The organism is Micromonospora sp. WMMD975 (assembly GCF_029581215.1).
Taxonomy (GTDB): domain Bacteria; phylum Actinomycetota; class Actinomycetes; order Mycobacteriales; family Micromonosporaceae; genus Micromonospora.
The window spans coordinates 3,184,800-3,204,711 of the sequence record NZ_CP120739.1; the positions used below are offsets into that span (position 1 = coordinate 3,184,800).

Here is a 19,912-nt window from a genome sequence, read left to right on the forward strand (position 1 = left end):
GTCCACGATTCCAGGGAGGAAAGATGGCTGTTTCGACCCGGACCGCGACAAGCGGCCGGCTCAACGGCGCCCGGCACCGCGCCGCGCTGAACGTCTTCATGCTCGTGGTGGTGGGGCACTGGGCCGAGCACATCGTGCAGGCCGTGCAGATCTGGGTGCTGGGTTGGCCGCGCCCGCAGGCCCGCGGCCTGCTCGGGATGCCGTTCCCCTGGCTGGTCGAGCAGGAGTGGCTGCACTACGGCTACGCGCTCGTGATGCTGGTCGGCTTCTGGATGTTGCGGCACGGATTCGTGGGTCGTTCGCGAACCTGGTGGAACGTCGCCCTCGGCATCCAGATCTGGCATCACCTCGAACATCTGCTGCTCCTGGTGCAGGCGCTCAGCGGGGCCTACCTGCTCGGCCGGGCGGTGCCCACGAGCATCGTCCAGTTGGCCTTTCCGCGGGTGGAGCTGCACCTGTTCTACAACGCGGCGGTGTTCCTGCCGATGGTCGTCGCGGTCTATCTGCACCTGCGGCCGAGCGGGCTGGAGCTGTCCCGGATGAGTTGCAGTTGTCGCCATGTCGCCCGGGCTGCCTGAGCCGGACCGGCCGCCGGACGACGGTCTCGACCGGGGGCCGGCCGCTCCGGCGGCGCGGTGGCGGCGGGCGGCGGCCGTCTCCGTGGCGCTGCTCGCCGTCGCGGTCGTCGCCCTGGGCGCCACCGTGGCCCGGACGCCGGCCCGGCTGGAGTCGCTGAACCCGGCCGACGGCGCGCGGCTGGCCACCGCGCCCGCGGCGGTCACGCTCTCCTTCTCCGGCCGGGTGGACCCGCGGGAGGTGCACGTGTCGGTGGTGGGCGCGGGTGGACTGCTGCCCGCCGGGCCGGTGCGGGCCGACGGCCGCACGGTCACCGCGCCGCTGCCGCCGGTCGGGCCGGGCAGCTACCGCCTCGGCTATCACGTGGTGCTCGGCGACGGGCGGGAGGTGTCCGGCGAGGCCGGGTTCCGGATCGGCGCGGACACCGGCGCGGAGAGCGTCCCGTCGGTGCCGGACCAGGCGGCGGACGCGGGCGGGCACGACCACCTCGGCTCCGGGCCGCTCACCGTCGGTCTCCTGCTGCTCGGCACCGTGCTCACCGGGTTCGCCGTGGCGGCCCTGCTCCGGCGACCGACGCGGGACCGGGATCGCGCCTGACCGGCCCGGCCGGCGCTCAGGCGTCGAGCGCCGGCAGGGTGACCGCACGCAGGTGCGAGGTGGTGTAGTCGCAGAACCAGATCCGCGAGCCGTCCCAGGCCACGCCGGTCGGGTTCCCGGGGGCCCGGTAGGTGGCGATCTCCCGGCGGCGCTCCGGGTCGACGACGGTGAGGGTGCCGGCGGCGTGGTCGGCGTAGACGAGATGACGGTCGGTCGTGGTGATGCCGGCGACGGCGCCGGTGACCGGGATGCTGTCCAGCAGCCGGCCGTCGTCGGCGCGCCTGTCGATCACCCGGAGGTCCTCGTAGCCGAACCAGGTCCCGTGGCGGCTCGCCTCAAGCCCGCACAGGGTGTGTCCGGGACGCGGGCCGGGCGTCTCCGCGACCACCGCGCCGGTCTCCGGGTCGACCGCGCGCAGGGCGCGGTCCGCGCCCACCACCTGGACGAGCCGGCCGTCGTGCACGGTCAGATCGGTGCGGACCTCGGGGCAGGCGAACTGCCGCGCCACCGCGCCGGTGGCCGAGTCGACCGCCAGGATGCGGCCCTGCTCGGCCTCGGAGAACCAGAGGAGTTCGCCGGACCAGACGAGGCCACACAGATGCCGGGCCGGCACGGCGATGTCACGCGTCGACTCCACCGAGACAGACATCGACCCACCCTCCCCGATGCTATGCGATTCTTCAGTTAACCGGGTGGGGGTCACAGCCGTCAAGGCCGGACACGGCGGGCCGGCGGGGCGCGGGCAGGCCGATATCGACCCGCCCGCGCCGGGCGCGCTCAGGACCGCTGGCTGGCCAGCTTGCCCTCGAAGAACTCGTCGGCGAGATACTGGTCGGCGGAGAAGTGCCGGCCGGAGGCGAGCTTGCCGTCCTCGAAGGACCACAGCACGGTCCACCCCATCACGACCTCCGCACCGTCCCGGTCGCCGTGCACCCACTGGGTCTCCACCACGTGGTCGTCGTTGGCGCCGGTGATCAGCTTCTCCGGGCGGAAGCCCATGCCGCCCATCCGGTCGAAGAACGCCACCACCTCCTCGCGGCCCCGCTTCACACCGGACATCGGGTTGCGGCCCGGAAAGTGCCAGGACACGTCGTCCGTGGTCACCTTGGCCAGGGCGGCCATGTCACGCTTCGAGTACGCCTCGAAGAAGCGTTGGATGATGTCCAGGTTGGGATGCGTCACGGACCTGCCTCCAGTTGGCACGGATCAGAACGGGCACGCGGGCCGGGAACGGGGCCGGCGCACTATACCTATCACAACCGCGGCGATCGGGTCGGGTGACGGGGACAGCGCGTGTCAACCGGTCGTACCCGCCTTGTCGCCGCTCTCGACGAACTCACGGAGGTTGTCCAGGATCGGCGTCCACCCCGCACGCCACCCCTCGACCTCGTCCGGGCCGGAGAGCCGGTCGTGCACCAGGCGCAACCGCACCCGGTCGCCGGCCAGCGGCATCAGGGTGAAGGACACCCGGGTGTACGGGCCGTCCGCCGCGCCCTCCCCCAGCTCGTGCCGGAACGTGTAGGACAACAGCCGGGGCGGTTCGTGGACCGTCACGACGCCGGTGTCGGTCACCGTGTCGCCGTCGCCGTCGTAGAAACGGACCGGGGAGCCCGGCGTCCAGTTCGACTCGATCCGCCTGTCGAACCAGTAACGCCGGGTGACCCGGCCGTCGGTGAGCGCGCGCCACAGCCGCTCCGGAGTGGTGCGCAGGTCCATCTCGTGCACGAAGGCGGGCTCGGTCATCGTCGTCCTCCTCGGATCGATTTAACTTGTGCAATATATAGTGTGCTGGCGAGGCGTCGTCCCCATGAGCAGGAGGACCACCATGGAACATACGACCGAGGCGGACCCCGCCGGCCCGCGCCGCGCCCGGGTGTCCGGCGTGTACGACTACTACCTCGGCGGCGACCTCAACGACGAGGTGGACCGGGAGTTCGCGCGCCGGATGATGTCGAGCGTGCCGGAGGCGCCGGAGGTGGCGCGGCTCAACCGGGCCTTCCTGGCCCGGGCGGTGCGGCACTGCGCCCGCGCCGGGGTGCGCCAGTTCCTCGACATCGGGTCCGCCATCCCCCGCACCGGTCCGGTGCACGAGATCGCCCGGCAGGTGACGCCGGACGCCCGGGTGGCGTACGTCGACATCGAGGAGGAGGCGGTGGCGCACGGCCGGGCCCTGCTCGCCGGCGTCCCGGGCGTCACGATGACGCACGGCGACCTGCGGCGGCCGGACGAGGTGCTCGGGCACCCGGAGGTTCGCGCCCTGCTCGACCTGACCGAACCGGTCGCGCTGCTCATGCTGGGGGTCCTGCACTACGTCGCCGACGCCGACGGGCCGGGCGCGCTGGTGGCGGCCTACCGGGAGGCGGTGGGCCCCGGCAGCCACCTGGTGGTCTCGCACGGCACCGACGACGGGGCGCCCCGGCAGGTGCGCTCCATGGTGGACCTCACCACGGCGGGGCAGACCGACGCCTACATGCGTACCCGGGCCGAGGTGACCGCGTTCTTCGCCGGCTTCACGCTGCTGGACCCGGGGGTGGTCTTCCTGCCGCGGTGGCGGCCGGAGCCGGCGGACACGCCGGCGTCGCCGCGCGCGGCCGTGATGGCCTACGCCGGGGTGGGCCGGCTCGACTGAGCGACCGCCGGGGTGGGCTGAGCGACCGCCGGGGCCGGGAGGTCGACCGCCAGGTCCGCCGGCAGCATCGGCTCGACCAGCAGCCGATGGTAGCGGTCGGTCGCCGGATCGCCCGGCCCGCCGGCGTCCAACCAGTGCCGCACCAGCCGCGACCCTTCGATGTACGTGGTGGTGTACGCCCGCCAGAGCGGGTCGGTCAGGAACCTCAGCATCTGCCCGGCCCGCTCGTCGCTCACCAGCATCCACCGGGCCAGGAACGCGGCCACCTCGTCCGCCGGCCGGCCCTGGTCGTGCAGCATGATCGCGGCGTCCTGCCGGGCGGCGAGCAACCTCCCGAACGCGGTCTCGACCCGCTGGGCGCGTGCCCCGTCGAGGGCGAGACCGACCTCGGACAGCACCTCAGCCGTCCACCCGCCCCAGCGTTCGCCGAGCGCGACGTGGATCGCCTGTTCCGCCATCCCCTCGGCGATCAGGCACTGCGGCGTGTTGACAAGCGAGATCGACTGCTCCGCCCACCCCCGGTCGCGGACCAGCCCGGCCTCCTTGAGGCAGTGCTCGGCGTGGTGCCCGGGATACGCCTCGTGGGTGGCGACGAACGGCAGCGAGGTGATCCGGTGCCCGACGTCGGCGTTGAGCGCGACCCGGGAGCGCAGGCCGCCGAGATAGGTGTTGAAGGCGTTCCAGGGCCGGCCGGTCACCACCTCGAAGTCGACCCGCTCCCCGGCCGGCAGGGGGAACCTCGGCGCCAGTTCCGCGCGCAGCGCCGCGGCGACGGCGTGGACGGCGCCGCCGAGCCGGTCGACGGGCACCCGGTCCCGGCGGTGCGCTTCCACGAGCCGGTCCCGCAGCGGCCCGGAGCCGGGCAGTTCGGCGTCGAGTTCGGCGTGCGCGGCGGCGTACCAGTCCGGGTCGCGCGGGGCGATCCGGACCTGGAAGTACGACTCGATCTCGCGCCGGAAGGGCATCTCCTCCCCGGCCAGCCGCCGGCCCGCGCACTCCAGCGCGGTCAACTGCGCGGCCAGGAAGCGACGCCGGACCGGCGCGAGCCCGCTGTCCGGCACCGCCGCGGCGACCTCCCGGGCCTGGCGGACCAGCTCCGTCGCGGTGGGCGGGGGCTCGTACCGGACCTGGCGCTCCAACGCGGGGTCACCGATCCAGCAGTCCACGAAGCCGTCCACGAGTCGGCCGAACCGCAGCCCGAGCAGCAGGTAGTCACGCACGACGGGCGGCACCGGGTCGGTAGGCATGCACCCTCCTCGAAAAGCTATCCGAATGAGAAGCTCGACAAGGGCAGCGTGCCCGGAAAGCGCAGCACCGGTCAAGGATCGATACTTGACTCACGACACAGCGATATAAGATCCTATAGCTTGGTCGCGCAGGGGCAGGGATCCAGACCGACCACCGGTCCCGGCCGCGTCCGCCCACCCCGCCCCCGACCGTGGGAGGACCCGTGTCTCCAACCCCTCATCCGTCCCGCCGCCGCCTCGCCGCCGGCGTCCTCAGTGTGCTGCTCGTGCTCACCACCGACGCGCTCACCGGGGCGACCGGCGGGCTCGGCGCCCCCGCGGTCGGGCCGGTCACCGTCACCACGTCGAGCGTGCGGGCGAACGACGGTCGCACGTACACGGTCACCAACCACCTGACCCGCGACGCCCGCCGCAGCCCGGTCCGGCGGAAGTGGCTGCTGGTCTGGGCCGGTGACACCGGACCGGACGCCACCGGGAGCGCCGCCGCCACCGGGTCCGGCCACCACGCCGCCGCCACCGGCCCGGAGGGGCAGGGGCCCGACTTCCTGGCCGTCGTCGACGCCACCAAGGGCTCACCGAGCTACGGGCGGGTGGTCAACACCGCCACCCTCGACCCGCTGCGCGCCAACGAGCCGCACCACCTCCAGTACGCCTGGCACAAGGGCGACAAGGTCTACGCGGGCGGCATCCTCTCCGACACCACGTACGTCTTCGACGTGGCCCGGCTGCCGGAGGTGCGGCTGTCCGGGGTCAACACCGCCGGGGACACCCCGTGCGGGTCGGTTCCCGACGCCTACGCGGTGCTCAAGGACGGCACCGCGTACGGCACGTACATGGGCGGACCGGACATCACCGGGCCGTGCCGCTACACCAACGGCCAGGTGCGCGTCGGCAACGGGTACGCCGGCTCGCCCGGCGAGATCGTCCGGATCGGCCCCGACGGCCGGACCCTGAGCGAGGCGCCGGCGATGGCGGCGGCCGGGGAGAGCACCGCGTGGTGCCCCAACCGCCCCGCCCTGCCGAAGGCGACCTGCGCCAACCCGCACGGCATCGCGGTCCGGGAGGACCTGAACCGGATGGTGGTCAGCGACTTCGCGGAGATTCGCAACTACCTCGACAAGCCCGACGGGGAGTTCGACCCGTACCTCATCCGCAACACCGTGCGGATCTTCGACATCTCCAAGCGCAACGACCCGCGCCTGGTGTCGGTGACCCACATGCCGACCGGTCCCCGCGAGGAACAGCTTCCCGTCTTCGAGGAGGAGAAGCTCTTCATGGAGACGGCGGTCGCCAACCAGCGCCGGAACCGGGGCGCCTTCGCCTCCACGATGTGGGGTGGCGCGGTGTTCTACACCCCGGACATCACCGCCCGGACGCCCGCCTGGCGGGAGGTCTTCGACGACACCACCGCCTACCGTCGCTTCGACACCAGCGGCCTGCTCAGCGGCGCCGGTGACGGCGGCAGCTGGTTGCAGCTCAGCCCGGACGACCGGTTCCTCTTCCACACCGTGATGGGCGTGCAGCTCGGCGGAGACCGGGACATCACCAGCGGCATGGTCTACGTCCTGGACGTCGGCAGACTGATGGCCGCGGGGAAGGACCCGCGCTGCCGGATCGACACCACGCCGGAGATCACCGGGGGCGGCGCCGAGGCGGACTGCCCGGCCCTGGTCGACGTGCTGCCCATCCGCGACGTCACCAACGGTGGCCCGCACTGGGCCGCGATGGACACGTTCGCGCAGAGCGGACGGCGCGGCGTCTACCGGGAGACCGGCAAGGTCGAGCGGATCGCCACCGCCAACTACTTCCTGGCCCGGCTGGGTGGCGACGGTGACCACCGGGTCTGCATGGTCGACGTGGCCCGCTCGGGCCACCTCTCCCTCGACCCGTCGTTCCGGGACGAGAACACCGGCGCCGAGTGCGTCAACTTCAACCGTCAGGTGTGGCCGCACGGGGCGTACGGCGACGCCCGGCCGCACGGGGTGCTCTTCGCGGTGGCCGACGAGGACATCCGGGGCGGCCGTCCCTGACACCGACCGCGCCGCCCCCGTGCCCGGTCCGGGCGCGGGGGCGGCGCCGTGCCGTCCGCCGTCCCGGCTCGTCGGCGGCGCCGTGCCGTCCGTCCCGAGTGCGGCTCGTCGCCGGGACGGCAGTGGGCCGAGGGCTGCCCCGGGGCCGACGCGGGGCTGAGGCCGGGACCGGTGCGGGGTCGGCAGGGGGTCGGCCGCTCCCGGGATGCGGAACCACCGGCGAGCGAAACGGACCGGCCCGGGTCACGGGCGACCGCACTCGGGCGCACCGGGAGCGGAACCGGGCCCGACCGCGAGCGAGAACGGCCGGGCCCGGAATCGGACGGGATCAGCCGGCGTCCAGGCCCCTGGTGACCGGGGTGACCGTGCCGCCGGGCAGCCAGGCGGTGCCGTGGTGCCCCGCGTGGCCGGGCATGCTGCCCGGCACGGTGAGCCGGGCCGCCGCGTAGAGGCGTACCGGACCGGTCAGGTGCCCGCCGGTCGCCTCCAGGTATGCCTGGTAGCCACCCGCGCTGGGCGGGACGCCGGGGGCGAGCGCCCCGAGTGCGCCGAGGTATCGCTGCGGGCCCGGTTCGATCGGGCCGAACGCCAGCGCCAGCACCTGCCCGACGGGCTGGTCGAGCACCGGCCCGTGCAGCAGCCACGGCGCGAGGTAGGCCCCGAACGGGGCGGTCCGCCGTCCCGCTGACACGTCGGCGAGCGTACGCCGGGCCAGGTCCCAGCCGGCGACGATCACCAGCGGGCCCCGACCGGTGGGTGAGACGGTGATGCCCTGCCGCCCGGCCTCGGCCGTCACCGCCGCGGTCGCCTCGCGGGAGCGGGGCGACTCGTCGCCGATGACGGTGATCGTGTCGACGGCCCGGCCGGCGATGAACCGGACGGCGGCGACCAGGGCGGACCGGTCGGGTACGCCGAGACGCTGCGCCGGGCAGGTGGTGACCGGCGCGGGCCGTCCGGCGGCGAGCCGGCCCAACTCTGCCGTGGCGCACTCCGGCCCGTCGGGGCCGGTCAGCTCGTCGGGGGCGCGGGGCCCGGTGCCGACGGGCACGGTGAGCGCCATGGTCCGCCCGGCCCGGCCGACCCAGAGTTGGCGGTGTCCCGCGGCCAGTTCCACGGCCGCCCAGGCGCCCTCGGTGCCGGGACGGGTGGTGGCCGGCACGAGGCGGTCGGGGGTGGCGCCGACGCTCCACCCCTCGGCCGGGACGCGCACCAGGTTGCGCCCCGGCCGGCCGGGCACGACCAGCACGGCCCCGGGCTCACCGAGGTCCACCTGCCGCAGCACCGGCAGCCCGACCGGCTCGGCGGTCGCCGGCGCGGACGCCGCGGTGACAGTGGTCAGGACGGCGGCGACGACGAGCAGCCCGGACGCGAGCCGGCGGGCGCGCCGGCCCGCCGGCTCAGTGGAGGTCGGCATCGGCGACGACGAACAGGACCCCGTGGGGTCGGGCGTTTCCGGTCGCGCCGTGCGGCCACTGGGCCCGGTTGAAGCTGACGCAGGGCAGGTCGGAGTATTCGTCGCGGAACGTGCTGTCAAGCGTCGGCCGGCCGTTCCGCGCGATGTCGATGAGGCAGACCCGGTGGTCGCCGTCGATCCCCGACTGGCCCACGAAGTAGTTGGAGGTGGCAACCCGGTCGATCCGCTCCTGTTCGCGCAGCTTGCCACCGCGGCCCGGCGTCGGACCGAAGTTGTCGACGGCGCCCCAGTGCGGGCCGACGCCGACAAGTGGCGACACCGCGTCGCGCAGCGGCACGACGCCCATCAACGCCGGGCAGTCCGGCTCGACGCCGCCGGTGCTCACCTCGGCCACGGTGTCGATCTTGCAGCGGACGTCGCGACCGGCCGCCAGCAGCTTCTGAATGTCCAGGACGTAGAGCATCCCGCTGTTGATGTCCCGTGGCTGGCGCGGGTCGGAGCCCATCACGGCGTGGAACAGGAACCGGTCGTCGAGACTCACCTGCAGCCAGCTCCCGCCGGAGTTCGAGCCGGTGAGCAGCCCGGTGGTGTCGAAGGCACGGTACGCGGTGGTGTCGTCGAAGATCTCCCGCCACTGCGGGTTCTTGACGGTGATGTCCGGCGTGTAGAAGATCGCGCCACCGGCCATGGTGGAGGCGAAGACACCCTTGTGCCGGCGCTTGTGGGTGACGGCGTTCTCCATCACCATCCGGGGCTCGGAGAAGGCCGGGAGCTGGTCGACGCGAGGCCCCTCCGGCAGGTGTGAGACGGAGCGCAGCCGGGGCGCGTTGCGGTTCTTGATGTCGAAGGTCCGGATCGTGTCCCGGAGCAGGTAGGGATCGACCACCTCGCTCGTCGGGTCGAGGTAGTTGCGCGCCTCGGCGAAGTCGCTCACCACCATCAGGTCGAGGTCCTCCCGGACCTGGATGCCGTGCGGGTTGGCGCAGGTCGCCGGGGTCACCTGCGGTTTGCTTCCGCAGGTGCCGGTGCTGTCCCCCTCCGGCCGGTCCGCCGGGATCTCGGCCAGGGTGCGCCCGTCCGGCCCGATCCGGACCACCTCGCCCGGCGTCCCGCCGAAACCGTTGCCGTTGCGGACCTCCCCGTTGGGATATCGGCAGGGCCCGGCGACGTCCGGACCGCCCATGTAGCTGACGTACGCGGTGCCGTCGTCGAGCACCCAGGAGGCGTCGGGCAGGGAGCCGCAGGGGGTGTCGGCGGACAGGTTGATGCCGACGAGCTTGATCTGCGGAAGCCTGCTGGCGTCGAGCACGTAGGTGATGTCACTGAAGATGCCGTGCGCGAAGAGCCGCTGACCCTTGTGCCAGATGTACTGGAGGTGGTGCGGCTCGTTGCCGGTCACCGGCGACATGGTGACGGTGTTGACCACCTTGCCGTAGTCGGGCGAGCCCTTGGTGACGTCGATGACGGCCAGGAAGTCGGGGTCGCCGGTGGTGCCGACGGCCGCGTGGTGCGCGCCGGTCGACGTGGCGGACGCGGCCGAGCCGGACGGTGTCTCGTCGCCGGCCCAGGCGAGCAGCCACTCCTTCGGGGTGTGGTGCCGAGACGGCCGGGCCTCGCGGACCAGATGGTTGGTCGCCGTGTAGGTGCGCCCGTCGGTGCCGACCACACTGGAGGTGAGCAGGTCGACCGGGGCGGCTTGGACGCGGGGTTGGTCCGACAGCGCGAGCACCACGGCCGCGATGGTCAGGACCGCCGCCATCCGGACAAGGAATCGACGATTGTGGACTGCTGTGAGCACGGCTTCTCCCGCTCGTCGGAGGGCAGCGTCGGCGCCGCGCCGGTGGCGGTCGCCGCTGCCGCGGAGGCATGGACGAACCCAAATCGCTACCCGATATTAAACTGATGCGTCGCTCAGCGGAAGGTGGGCGCTCAATCCGGCCGCCGTCCGCAGACCACCAGGACCTCACCGGTCGGGCGGACCGGCCCGTCCGGGAAGGCGGCGCCGAAGGTGCGTACCGCGTCCTCGTGGATCGCCCGCCGGGTCTCGGGCGGCAGCGATTCGAGCAGCGGGATGAACGGGCCCGCCGTCCGGGCGAAGAACTCCCAGGCCGAGGCCGGGTCCGCCGCCTCGAAGATCGGCGACTCGAAGACCTCGGTCCGCAGGTCCACGAAACCCGCCTCGGTGAACAGGTGGACCAACTCCTTCAGCGAGGAGAGGCCGACCGGGCCGGAGTCGTCGTCCGGCGCCTTCTCGGGCAGCGGCACGTGCCGGCTGACGATGCCGTTGGTGAGCTGGAAAGGCATGCAGCGTTCGGCGGCGCCGAGGGTCATGGCCACGAACCGCCCACCGGGACGCAACGCCCGCCGCACCGCCTCCATCGCGCCCGCCCGGTCCGGCATGTACTGCAGGCCGGCCCGGCAGGTGGCGGCGTCGAAGCTCCCGTCCGGCACCCCGAGGGTTGTCTCGTCCGGGATCACGCGGAACTCCACGTTGCCGACGTCCAGCCCGGCCGCCACCGACCGGGCGCCGTCCACCATGGCCTCGACCAGGTCGAGGCCGAGCACGTGCCCACCCGCCCCGACCCGCGCGGCGACGTCGAGCGCCGGGTTGCCGACCCCGCACGCCAGGTCGAGCACGCGCTCGCCGGGCCGCAGGTCGGCCAGGCGCACCATGGCCTCGGTGATCGGGCGACCCGGTTCGACGAAGTTGGCACGGTGGTCCCGCCACGCCCCGGCGCACAGCGTCCACTCGGTGATCTGTTGCGCTCGGACAGCCTGCGAGTTCATCTCGACCTCCGGAAGGGGTGGGGCGGCCGGGCGGCCACCGGGGCGGGACCGGGCCGGGCACGGCGGCGCCGGCCGGACGGTCAGGACGACTTGTCGGCCACCGCGCTGAGCAGCAACACGGTGGAGGGAAGCTGGACGGTGCCGTCGGCCGCCACGTGCTCCCCGGCCAGCCGGGCCACCTCGGCCCAGAGTCGCGGGTCGTCGGCCGAGCCGAGCCGGTCGCGCAGCATCGCCAGGACCGGAGCGGGCAGCATCGCCTTGGTGTAGGCGACGAACGTCTCCGGCGACTCGAGCCAGAACGGGGCCCGGAACCGCTCGACGCGCACGTCGACGAAGCCGGCCTCGGTCAGCTCCGCGTGGCAACGCTCCGGATCGGACATCGCGTACGGGCCCGGCGCGTCCGGCGGTGGCGGTGGCGGTGGCGTGGAGCCCTGGACGACGGGCACGATGGCGCGGAACGCCAGGCCCACGGCCGGCGCCTCGTCGGCGGGACCCCAGACGGCGGCGGCCAGCCGCCCGCCGGGCGTCAGGAGACGGCGCAGCGCGCGCAGCGCGGCGGCCCGGTCCGGCAGGAACATCAGCGCCCAGCGGCTGAGCACCGCGTCGAACGAGTGCTCCGGCAGGTCGAGGTCGGCGAGGTCACCGACCTCGAAGCGGGCCTGCGGCAGCTCGACGGCACGGCGACGGGCAATCTCGATCATCGCCGGGGAGATGTCGAGGCCGAGCACCTGTCCGTCCCGGCCGACGATCCGCGCGGCGGACAGGGCCGGCTCGCCGCAGCCACTGCCCACGTCGAGGACCCGGTCGCCGGGTCGCAGGTCGGCCGCGTCCAACAGTCCGCGGGTCACCGGCGCGCCGCCGCGCTCGAAGCTCTCCCGCCAGGCCTGCCAGCCCTCGCTCACCGAATCCCAGGTCTGCCGTTGCTGCTCGATGACGCTCGCCCGGTCGGGCACCGGCATGGTCATGGTCTCCCCTGCTCGTCGGCGTGGACGCGGCCACCGGGCCGCAGAAAGGGTCGTCGGGCGCCGGACGTGGACCGGCGGCGCGACCGCGGCCTGGCCGCGACGGACAGCTTCACTCTAGTCACGTGGAGCCACCCTGTGCTAGTTGTTCTTCAAGCGTCTACTCAGGACCGCTCCGGGTCCGGCCGCGGAAAGGGGAAGCCCCGTGCCCACTCCTCCACGCCCCGATCCGACCCCGGTCGGCGTGCTCCTCGCCGGCGGTCGCGGCACCCGACTCGCCCCGCTCACCGACCGGACGAGCAAGCAGTTGCTGCCCGTCGGCGGGCGGCCGTTGGCCGCCCGGGTGATCGACCAGTTGACCGCCGCCGGCGTACGCGACGTACTGGCGGTGATCGACGACCGGCACGCCGACGCGTTCCTGGGCACGCTGCGCGACGGTCGCGACCTGGGTCTGCGCAGCCTCGCGTACGTCTGGCAGCCGCCGACCGGCCTGGGCATGCCCTCGGCGATCGCCCAGGTCGAGCCGCACGTCGGCGACCGGCCGATCGTGGTGATCTGCGGTGACCTGCTGCTGGAGGCGGACCTGACCGGGGCCGTCGCCGACTTCCTCGACCAGCCCGACGGCGCCCGGCTGCTCGCCACCCGGGTGCCGGACACCGCCGGCCACACACCGCTGCGCGTGGCCGAGGGCCGGGTGCTCGACCTGGGCGACAAGGACCCGCACCGGCACCGGCCCGGGCTGATGGAACTCGGGGTCTACCTCTACCGACGGGACGTCTTCGACGAGATCCGCGCGCTGCGCCCGTCGGCGCGCGGCGAGACCGAGATATGGGAGCTCAACCGCCGGTACGCCCGCCGCGGCCGGCTGCGCTGCACCGAGGTGACCGGCTGGTGGTGCGACGTGGGCGGGAGCCTGGCGGACTACCGGGAGGCCGACCGGCGGTACGCGCCCCGACAGCCGACGGTCCCGACCGGACCTCGTTGACACTATATGTTTCGATAGTTAGGCTCCTCGAACGGCTCTCGACAGGCAGGAGTTGCGCCGTGAGCATCCGCCCCGACGCCATCACTGGGAACGCCGCCGCCGAGCAGGTCTTCCTCGGCTTCCTCGACAGTCCCGCGGACGACGAGCCCATCGCGCAGTACCACTGGCTGCACGAACACGCGCCGGTCTTCATGACCACCACCGGGATGGTCGTGCTCACCCGTTACGACGACGTGGACCTCGCCCTGCGGCACCGCGCCCTGGGTCGCGGCGACGAGTCGGTGCAGCACCTCACCGACCTGCCACCGCAGCTGGTCGAGCCGGTGATGGCGCTCTGGAAGCGCACCATGGTCTTCGCCAACCCGCCGCTGCACACCCGGATGCGCCGCCCGGTCGCCGCCGCGTTCACCCCCCGCCACGTGGAGGAGCTGCGGGCCCGGATCGTCACCCGGATCGAACGGCTCCTCGACGAGCTGACCGGCGGGTCCGAGGTGGACTGGGTCCGGGCGTTCGCCTCGCCGTTGGGCACCGGCGTGGTCGGGGACATGCTCGGCGTGCCCGAGCCCGACCGGCCCGAGCTGGCCCGGCTGTCGCCCGAGTCGATGAAGGTCTTCGACCCGATGACCGCCAGCACCGACCTGCCGGCCGCCGCCGAGGCGGTGATCGACATGGCCGACTACTTCGGCGACCTGGTCGACGACCGGCGCCGCGACCCGGGCCCGGACGTGGTGAGCCGCCTCGCGGGCGCGCTCGACGACGGCTCGCTGGAGCGGATCGAGGTGGTGGCCGCCTCGGCCAACCTGCTCAACGCCGGCAGCGACACCCTGGTCAACCTGCTCAGCAACGCCATGTACGCGCTGCTGACCAACCCTGGGCAGCTCGACGCGCTGCGCGACCTGCCGCCCGCGCTGCTGCCCCGCGCGGTGGAGGAACTGGCCCGCTGGGACCCGCCCCTCAACCTCAACCCGCGGACCGCCCTGGAACCGTGCACGATCGCCGGCGTCGACCTCACGCCCGGCCAGATCGTCATCGGTGTGCAGGGCGCGGCCAACCGGGACCCGTCCCACTACACCGACCCCGACCGGCTCGACCTCGCCCGGGACGAAGGACCCTCGCTCTCCTTCGGCGGCGGGGTGCACTACTGCCTCGGCGCCCACCTCGGCCGTCTCGTGCTCGGCGAGGTGCTGCGCGTCCTGGGCGCCACCGGCACGACCGTCGCCGCGGCCGGCACCGCCCGCCGACGCCCCGGGCACAACCTGCGCGGATTCCAGTACCTGCCCGTCACTCTGACCCGGTGAGGAGACCGCCGTGCGCGTGCTGTTCCTGTCCACCCCCCTGGCCAGCCACCTCTACCCGATGGTGCCGCTGGCCTGGGCGCTGCGGGCCGCCGGCCACGACGTGGCGGTCGCCACCACCGGCCCGGCGCTGTCGGTCGCGTCGTCCGGGCTGGACGTGGTCGACTTCGACCCGGACGGGCGCTGCCCCTCGCTGGCCCAGATCAACGCCACCCGCCCGGACATCGTGGCCCAGCGGGCCACCCGCATCGACGACGGCATGGTGCTGCTGATCGAGGCGACCCGGCAGTACGTCGACCGCATGATCGAGGTGGCCGGTCGCTGGCGCCCCGATCTCGTGGTGCACTCCCAGCTCCAGGGCGGCGGCCCGCTGGCCGCGGCGACGCTCGGCGTGCCCGCCGTCGAGCACGGGTCGAGCCTGCTGCGCACCGGCGACTTCTACGAGCGGCTCGACCAGCTCGTCCCGGAGACCTTCACGGCGTACGGCCTGACCGGCCTGCCGGAGCGGCGGGCCCTGCTCGACGTCGCCCCGCCGAGCATGGTGGTCGCCCACCCGGGCGCCTGGCCGATGCGGTACGTGCCGTACAACGGCGGTGGCGTGCTGCCGGTCGACCTGACCGTGCCCACGGACCGGCCGCGGGTCGCGGTCACCATCGGCACGAACATCATGGCGCCGAAGATGGCGCAACTGCTGTCCGGGCTGTACGCCGCCGCGGCGGGCGTGGACGCCGAGTTCGTCGTCCTGCTCAGCGGGATCGACGAACCCGCCGACGACGTGCCGGACAACGTCCGGGTGGTGCGTGACTGGCTGCCGCTGCGAGCCCTGCTCGGCACCTGCCGGCTCATCGTGCACCACGGCGGCGCCGGTTCCATCCTGGCCGCGCTGGACGCCGGCGTGGCGCAGCTCGTCGTGCCCTCCGGCGCGCCCAGCTACATCCAGGCCGACGCGGTCCGCGAGCGTGGCGTCGGGGTCACGGCGACGGCCGACGAGGTCGACGCCGACCTGCTCGACGGGGTCCTCGGCGACGAGAAGCTGCACGACGCCGCGGCCGAGGTGCGGGACGAGATGGCGGGCATGCCGCCGCCGGCCGCCGTGGTGTCCCGGTTGGTCGAGCTGGCGTCCTGAGCCGGCCATGACCGACACCCCGACACGCCGGACCGTGGCCACCGAGTCCCGGCCGGCGACGACGCGACGGCCGCCGGACCTCACCGGGATCACCGTGTTCCGGGCCGCGGTGGAGGTCCGCGACCGGATCACCGTGACGGCGCACGGGCAGCCGTACCCGGTGTCCCCGGTCTCGGCCGGCTTCGTGGCGCTGCGGGCGGACCGGCTCACGCCCGGCCATCGCACCGCCGCCGACGCGCTGCGCCTGGCGCGGCCGGTGGCGCTGGTCGGGCCGGCTGCCGGGCCGGCCGCCGCGCTGGCCCGGGCCACCGACAGCCACCTGTCGAGCACGGACGCGCCGCAGGAGGTGCACTTCCTCACCCCGCGCCGGTTCGTCGCGGACCGGGCGGCGGCGATCCGCCGCCGGCAGACCGGGCGACCCGAGGCGGGCCTGCCGCCGCAGCGGGTCGCCGCGCTCGGCGTCGGCCCGAGGCTGTACGGCACCGGCGAGGAGCTGCGGGCGGCGCTGAGCCGGGCGCGGGCGGTGGTGGCCACCGACTGGACCTTCGACACCACGCTGCCGGCGGCCGGGTTGCGACTGCCCGCCGGCGCGACCCGGCACGTGGTGCCCTACGACATCACCGACTACGACCGGACCATCCGGGGCGCCGACGCGGCGCTCACCGCGTTGCAACGCGCCGGCGTGGACGAGGTGGCGCTGCTCGTCGAGGGCAACCCGGACACCCTGGACGTGCTCGACGGGGTGGGCCTGACCCGTCGGACGCTGGAGCTGGTGCCGGGCGTGCCGGTCGCGGTCGCCGCCGCCGGCGCGGTCACCGCCCATCTGCGCCCGTACCCGTTCGAGTCGGGGCTGGCGTACCTGTCCGGGTTGCCGGGACGGCACGGGCAGAGCAAGCGGCAGTTCCTCGCCGAGCTGTCCTGCTACCTGGCCGGCGGGCTGGCCTGCGTGCTGGTGGAGATGACCTTCAGTGACCTCGCCTCGGCCGTCGAGGCGATCCGCCGGGCGCCGGTGACGAAGACCGTGGTGGTGCTTGCCGACTACGCGTCGCCGTCGGCCCGGATCCGGGTGGCACACGCCCGCTCGCCGGAGGACGTCCGGGCCGTCATCGCATCGGGCCGGGGCGTGCTGAGCACGGTGCTGGTCTTCGACGACCCGGCCGGGGACCTGGCGAAAGCGCTGCGGTGAGCGGCCCGGCCACCGTGCACGACGCGGTCGACCTGCTGGACCGACGCCACCCCACCGACCTCGCCGATCCGGCCGACCGGGTCGGCCTGCTCGCCGGACGGCCGGACAGCCCGCTCCGGCGGGTGCTGCTGGCGGTGGACGCGGTCGCCGCGACGGTCCACGAGGCCCGGGCCGAGGGCGCCGACCTGCTGGTGACGCACCGCCCGCCCACGCCGGACACGGTGGCTCACGCCGAGGCGGCCGGCCTCGCGCTCTACACCGCGCACAGCAACGCGGCGGTGGCCCGGCCCGGGGTGTCCGACGCGCTCGCCGCCGTCCTCGGGCTCGGCCCCACCGAGCCGCTGGTGCCGGTCCCCCGCCGGCGGGACGTGCTCGTCGTGTTCGTGCCGCTGAGCGGGGTGGAGCGGCTGATCGAGGCGGCTGCCGCGGCCGGGGCCGGGGTGATCGGTGACTACCGCCGGTGCGCCTGGTGGACCGCGGGCACCGGCACGTTCGTGCCGGCCGTGGGGGCGCGACCGGCGGCCGGGACGGTGGGCCAGGTGAGCCTCGCCCCGGAGGCCCGGGTGGAGATGACGCTGCCGCGGAGCCGCCGGGCCGAGGTCCTGGCCGCGGCGCGGGACGCCCACCCGTACGAGGAGCCCGCGTGTTACCTGTTCGAACTGGCCGAGCTGCCCGACGGGCACGGACACGGGCGGGTGGGTGAGCTGCCCCGGGCGATGTCGGCCGGGGAGCTGGCGGGCCGCTGGGGCGGCGCCGTCCGGGTGGCCGGCGACGCCCGCCGTCCGCTGCGGACGGTGGCGGTCTGCGCGGGGGCGGGCGGGCGGTTCGTCGAGGCGGCCACCGCCTGCGGGGTGGACGCCTACCTCGCCGGCGACCTCGCCGCCGCCGCCGGCCCGCCGGTGCTGCTCGACGCGGGTGGATGGGCCACCGTCCGGCCCTGGCTGGGGGCGCTGGCGCGGACGATCGCGGCGGAGTTCCGCGGCCGGTTGCCGGTCCGCGTCTCCGCGCGGGACACCGACCGGTGGTCACTGCTCGGGCCGCGGCCGGAGACCGGCGACCCGGTCCACGCCGACGGACCGGCGTGGCCGGACGGGGTACGCCCGAGCGGGGAGCGGTCGTGCTGAGCATCGGCCTGCTCCAGCAGGGCGCCTGGGACACGCCGCTGGAGTCGATGCCGCTCGCGGCCGGCTACCTGCGCGCCGTCCTGGCGGCCGACCGCGACCTGAGCGCGGAGACGGACGTCCGGATCCACAACTTCCGCGGCGGCGTGCCGCTGATCCGGATGGCCGCCAGCCTCTTCGCCGCCCCGCCGCCGGACGTGCTCGCCTGTTCCGTGCTCGGCTGGAACTACCGCGCCTTCGGGGCGCTGGCCGAGACGTACAAGCAGTTGCGCCCGGACGGGTGTGTGGTCTTCGGCGGCAACCACGTCGCCCACCAGGGCGCCCGGGTGCTGCGTGAGCACCCGGCGGTGGACGTGGTGGTCGACGGCGAGGGCGAGATGACGTTCCGGGAGCTGGTCCGCGTCCTGCTGGAACGGACGTACCCGGAGGGCCTGTCGCAGGTGGCCGGCCTGACCTACCGGCTGCCGGACGGCGCCGTGGCCCGTACGCCGGACCGGGTCCGGCTGTCCGACCTGGACGTCGTCCCCTCCCCGTTCCTCACCGGCGCGCTGCCGATGACCGACGCCGCCGGGCGTTTCCGGTACGACGTGGCGCTGATGGAGACCAACCGGGGCTGCCCGTACAAGTGCGCCTTCTGCTACTGGGGCGGAGCGGTCGGGCAGCGGGTGCGGGCCTTCTCCCGCGAGCGCCTCGCCGCGGAGCTGGACTGCTTCGGCTTCCACCAGGTGCCCACCGTGGTGCTCTGCGACGCGAACTTCGGCCTGCTCGCCGGCGACGAGGAGTTCGTCGAGGATCTGATCCGCACCCGCGAGCGACGCGGCTACCCGCGGGCGGTGGAGACCTCCTGGGCGAAGAACAAGTCCGACCGGTTCCACCGGATCGTGCGGGATCTGCGCCGGCACGGCTTCCAGAGCTCGTTCACGTTGGCCCTGCAGAGTCTGTCGGATGTGGCGCTGACCGGCATGCGGCGGCGCAACATGCGGGTCAACGAGTGGGAGAACCTCGCCGACTGGCTGGTCCGGGAGGGGCTCGACTGCTACGCCGAGCTGATCTGGGGCGCTCCGGGCGAGACAGTGGAGAGCTTCCTCGCCGGGTACGACCGGCTGGCCGCCCGGGTGAGCCGCATCGCCGTCTATCCCATGCTGCTGCTGCCCAACACCACCTACGCGGAGCAGCGCGCGCGGCACGGCCTGGTCACCGTACGGGGCGAGCGGGACGACTTCGAGTACGTGCTGTCCAACGACGAGGCCGATCTCGGCGAGCACCTGGCCATGCACCGGTTCATCTACTTCGCCCGGCTGCTCGGCGAGCACCAGTTCCTGCGGCACGTGTGGGCTCCGGCGCGACTGGTCGCCGGACTCCGCCAGTCGGAGCTGATCCGCTCGCTGGCGGCCTGGTGGGAGGCGGCCGACGACCCCGACGTGTGCGCCTTCCTGCGGGACGTGCCGACGATCGCCGAGTCGGCCGCGGTCTCCGCCGGGCTGCGCCGGATGTACGCCACCCCGGCGGTGGACCGCGCCGCGGCGGATTGGTGGGAAACCGCTGTGGTGCCGCGCTTCCCGCCCGCCTGGCGGGCGTTCGCCGCGGAACTGTACGAGTTCGAACGGCTCAGCCGCCCGCGCTACGTGGTGCCGGGTGATCCGCCGCCGGACGCCTGGACCGTGCGGACCGACCGGGCCGGACCGGTGTACGTCAGCGCCCCGGTGTCCTTCGCCCATGACGTGCCGGCCGTCCTGGCCGCCCTGCACCGGGGCGAGGTCGCGCCGCCGGCCCGGCGCCGTACCGTGCTCCGGTTCGAGGCGGCCGTCGGCTTCCACGCCCAGTGCGACAACCATGAGACGGCGACGCACTTCGTCGCGCGTCCACTGGCGCCGTCGGGCCGGGCACCGGCCGGCGCCGCCACGACCGGAGTCGACCGGCCCTGACGTCACGCCAGGGCCGGCGGGCCCCGGCCGAG

18 protein-coding genes are annotated in these 19,912 nt (G+C 74.1%); 10 read left to right on the plus strand and 8 right to left on the minus strand.

Annotated features, from left to right (window positions below):
* The first annotated feature begins 23 nt into the window (after positions 1-23).
* A complete protein-coding gene (locus O7613_RS13710; protein ID WP_282294242.1) occupies positions 24-578 on the plus strand; it encodes a hypothetical protein in 555 nt (184 codons plus the stop codon).
* Positions 559-1,173, plus strand: a complete 615-nt coding sequence (locus O7613_RS13715; protein WP_282294244.1) for a copper resistance CopC family protein — start codon at positions 559-561, stop codon at positions 1,171-1,173. Before O7613_RS13710 ends, O7613_RS13715 begins: the two co-directional genes overlap by 20 nt.
* Before the next feature lie 16 nt (positions 1,174-1,189).
* Here O7613_RS13715 and O7613_RS13720 read toward each other — a convergent pair whose 3' ends face one another.
* The 3 genes from O7613_RS13720 to O7613_RS13730 all read right to left on the minus strand — a co-directional run bounded on the left by O7613_RS13720 (position 1,190) and on the right by O7613_RS13730 (position 2,916).
* Positions 1,190-1,822, minus strand: a complete 633-nt coding sequence (locus tag O7613_RS13720) for a PQQ-binding-like beta-propeller repeat protein (protein ID WP_282294246.1) — start codon at positions 1,820-1,822, stop codon at positions 1,190-1,192.
* 128 nt (positions 1,823-1,950) lie between these two features.
* Positions 1,951-2,355: a nuclear transport factor 2 family protein gene (locus O7613_RS13725; RefSeq protein WP_281588117.1), complete on the minus strand. Its 405-nt coding sequence runs from the start codon at positions 2,353-2,355 to the stop codon at positions 1,951-1,953.
* Between the two features lie 114 nt (positions 2,356-2,469).
* Positions 2,470-2,916, minus strand: a complete 447-nt coding sequence (locus O7613_RS13730) for an SRPBCC domain-containing protein (RefSeq protein WP_282294247.1) — start codon at positions 2,914-2,916, stop codon at positions 2,470-2,472.
* Between the two features lie 82 nt (positions 2,917-2,998).
* Here O7613_RS13730 and O7613_RS13735 point away from each other — a divergent pair, with 82 nt between their 5' ends.
* Positions 2,999-3,802: an SAM-dependent methyltransferase gene (locus O7613_RS13735; RefSeq protein WP_282294248.1), complete on the plus strand. Its 804-nt coding sequence runs from the start codon at positions 2,999-3,001 to the stop codon at positions 3,800-3,802.
* Here the strand turns inward: O7613_RS13735 and O7613_RS13740 are convergent.
* A complete protein-coding gene (locus O7613_RS13740) occupies positions 3,775-5,049 on the minus strand; it encodes a DUF885 domain-containing protein (RefSeq protein WP_282294249.1) in 1,275 nt (424 codons plus the stop codon). The two genes, O7613_RS13735 and O7613_RS13740, sit on opposite strands and share 28 nt — an antisense overlap.
* A 203-nt stretch (positions 5,050-5,252) precedes the next feature.
* Between O7613_RS13740 and O7613_RS13745 the strand changes: the two genes are divergently transcribed.
* Positions 5,253-7,079 (plus strand): hypothetical protein, encoded by a 1,827-nt coding sequence (locus O7613_RS13745; RefSeq protein WP_282294250.1) that lies wholly within the window; start codon positions 5,253-5,255, stop codon positions 7,077-7,079.
* A 328-nt stretch (positions 7,080-7,407) separates the two neighbouring features.
* Here the strand turns inward: O7613_RS13745 and O7613_RS13750 are convergent, their stop codons facing one another.
* The 4 genes from O7613_RS13750 to O7613_RS13765 all read right to left on the minus strand — a co-directional run bounded on the left by O7613_RS13750 (position 7,408) and on the right by O7613_RS13765 (position 12,245).
* On the minus strand, positions 7,408-8,493 hold the full coding sequence (locus tag O7613_RS13750; RefSeq protein WP_281588110.1) for a hypothetical protein: 1,086 nt from the start codon (positions 8,491-8,493) through the stop codon (positions 7,408-7,410).
* The gene (locus tag O7613_RS13755) at positions 8,477-10,252 is read right to left on the minus strand and encodes a selenium-binding protein SBP56-related protein (protein WP_282294252.1); all 1,776 of its coding nucleotides are present in this window, start codon (positions 10,250-10,252) and stop codon (positions 8,477-8,479) included. Before O7613_RS13755 ends, O7613_RS13750 begins: the two co-directional genes overlap by 17 nt.
* 170 nt (positions 10,253-10,422) lie before the next feature.
* Positions 10,423-11,280 carry a methyltransferase domain-containing protein gene (locus O7613_RS13760; RefSeq protein ID WP_281588107.1) on the minus strand — a complete coding sequence of 286 codons (858 nt, stop codon included), beginning with the start codon at positions 11,278-11,280 and terminating at the stop codon, positions 10,423-10,425.
* Between the two features lie 80 nt (positions 11,281-11,360).
* Positions 11,361-12,245: a class I SAM-dependent methyltransferase gene (locus O7613_RS13765; protein ID WP_281588105.1), complete on the minus strand. Its 885-nt coding sequence runs from the start codon at positions 12,243-12,245 to the stop codon at positions 11,361-11,363.
* 202 nt (positions 12,246-12,447) lie between these two features.
* On the opposite strand from O7613_RS13765, the gene O7613_RS13770 reads away from it, so the two are divergent.
* From O7613_RS13770 to O7613_RS13795, 6 genes are read left to right on the plus strand one after another with little or no spacing between them, the layout of a single operon-like run.
* Complete coding sequence (locus tag O7613_RS13770) at positions 12,448-13,227, plus strand: sugar phosphate nucleotidyltransferase (protein WP_281588103.1); 780 nt, start codon at positions 12,448-12,450, stop codon at positions 13,225-13,227.
* Positions 13,228-13,286: 59 nt separating this feature from the next.
* Entirely contained in the window at positions 13,287-14,525 is a 1,239-nt protein-coding gene (locus tag O7613_RS13775; protein ID WP_282294256.1) for a cytochrome P450, read from the plus strand.
* A 10-nt stretch (positions 14,526-14,535) separates the two neighbouring features.
* Positions 14,536-15,648, plus strand: coding sequence for a nucleotide disphospho-sugar-binding domain-containing protein (locus tag O7613_RS13780; RefSeq protein ID WP_281588099.1), 1,113 nt, complete (start codon positions 14,536-14,538; stop codon positions 15,646-15,648).
* Positions 15,649-15,655: 7 nt separating this feature from the next.
* Positions 15,656-16,834: a hypothetical protein gene (locus tag O7613_RS13785; RefSeq protein WP_282294259.1), complete on the plus strand. Its 1,179-nt coding sequence runs from the start codon at positions 15,656-15,658 to the stop codon at positions 16,832-16,834.
* A complete protein-coding gene (locus O7613_RS13790; protein ID WP_282294261.1) occupies positions 16,831-17,958 on the plus strand; it encodes a Nif3-like dinuclear metal center hexameric protein in 1,128 nt (375 codons plus the stop codon). The genes O7613_RS13785 and O7613_RS13790 overlap by 4 nt, the downstream gene beginning before the upstream one ends.
* Positions 17,952-19,880 (plus strand): KedN5 family methylcobalamin-dependent radical SAM C-methyltransferase, encoded by a 1,929-nt coding sequence (locus O7613_RS13795; RefSeq protein WP_281588094.1) that lies wholly within the window; start codon positions 17,952-17,954, stop codon positions 19,878-19,880. Before O7613_RS13790 ends, O7613_RS13795 begins: the two co-directional genes overlap by 7 nt.
* Positions 19,881-19,912 lie beyond the last annotated feature (32 nt).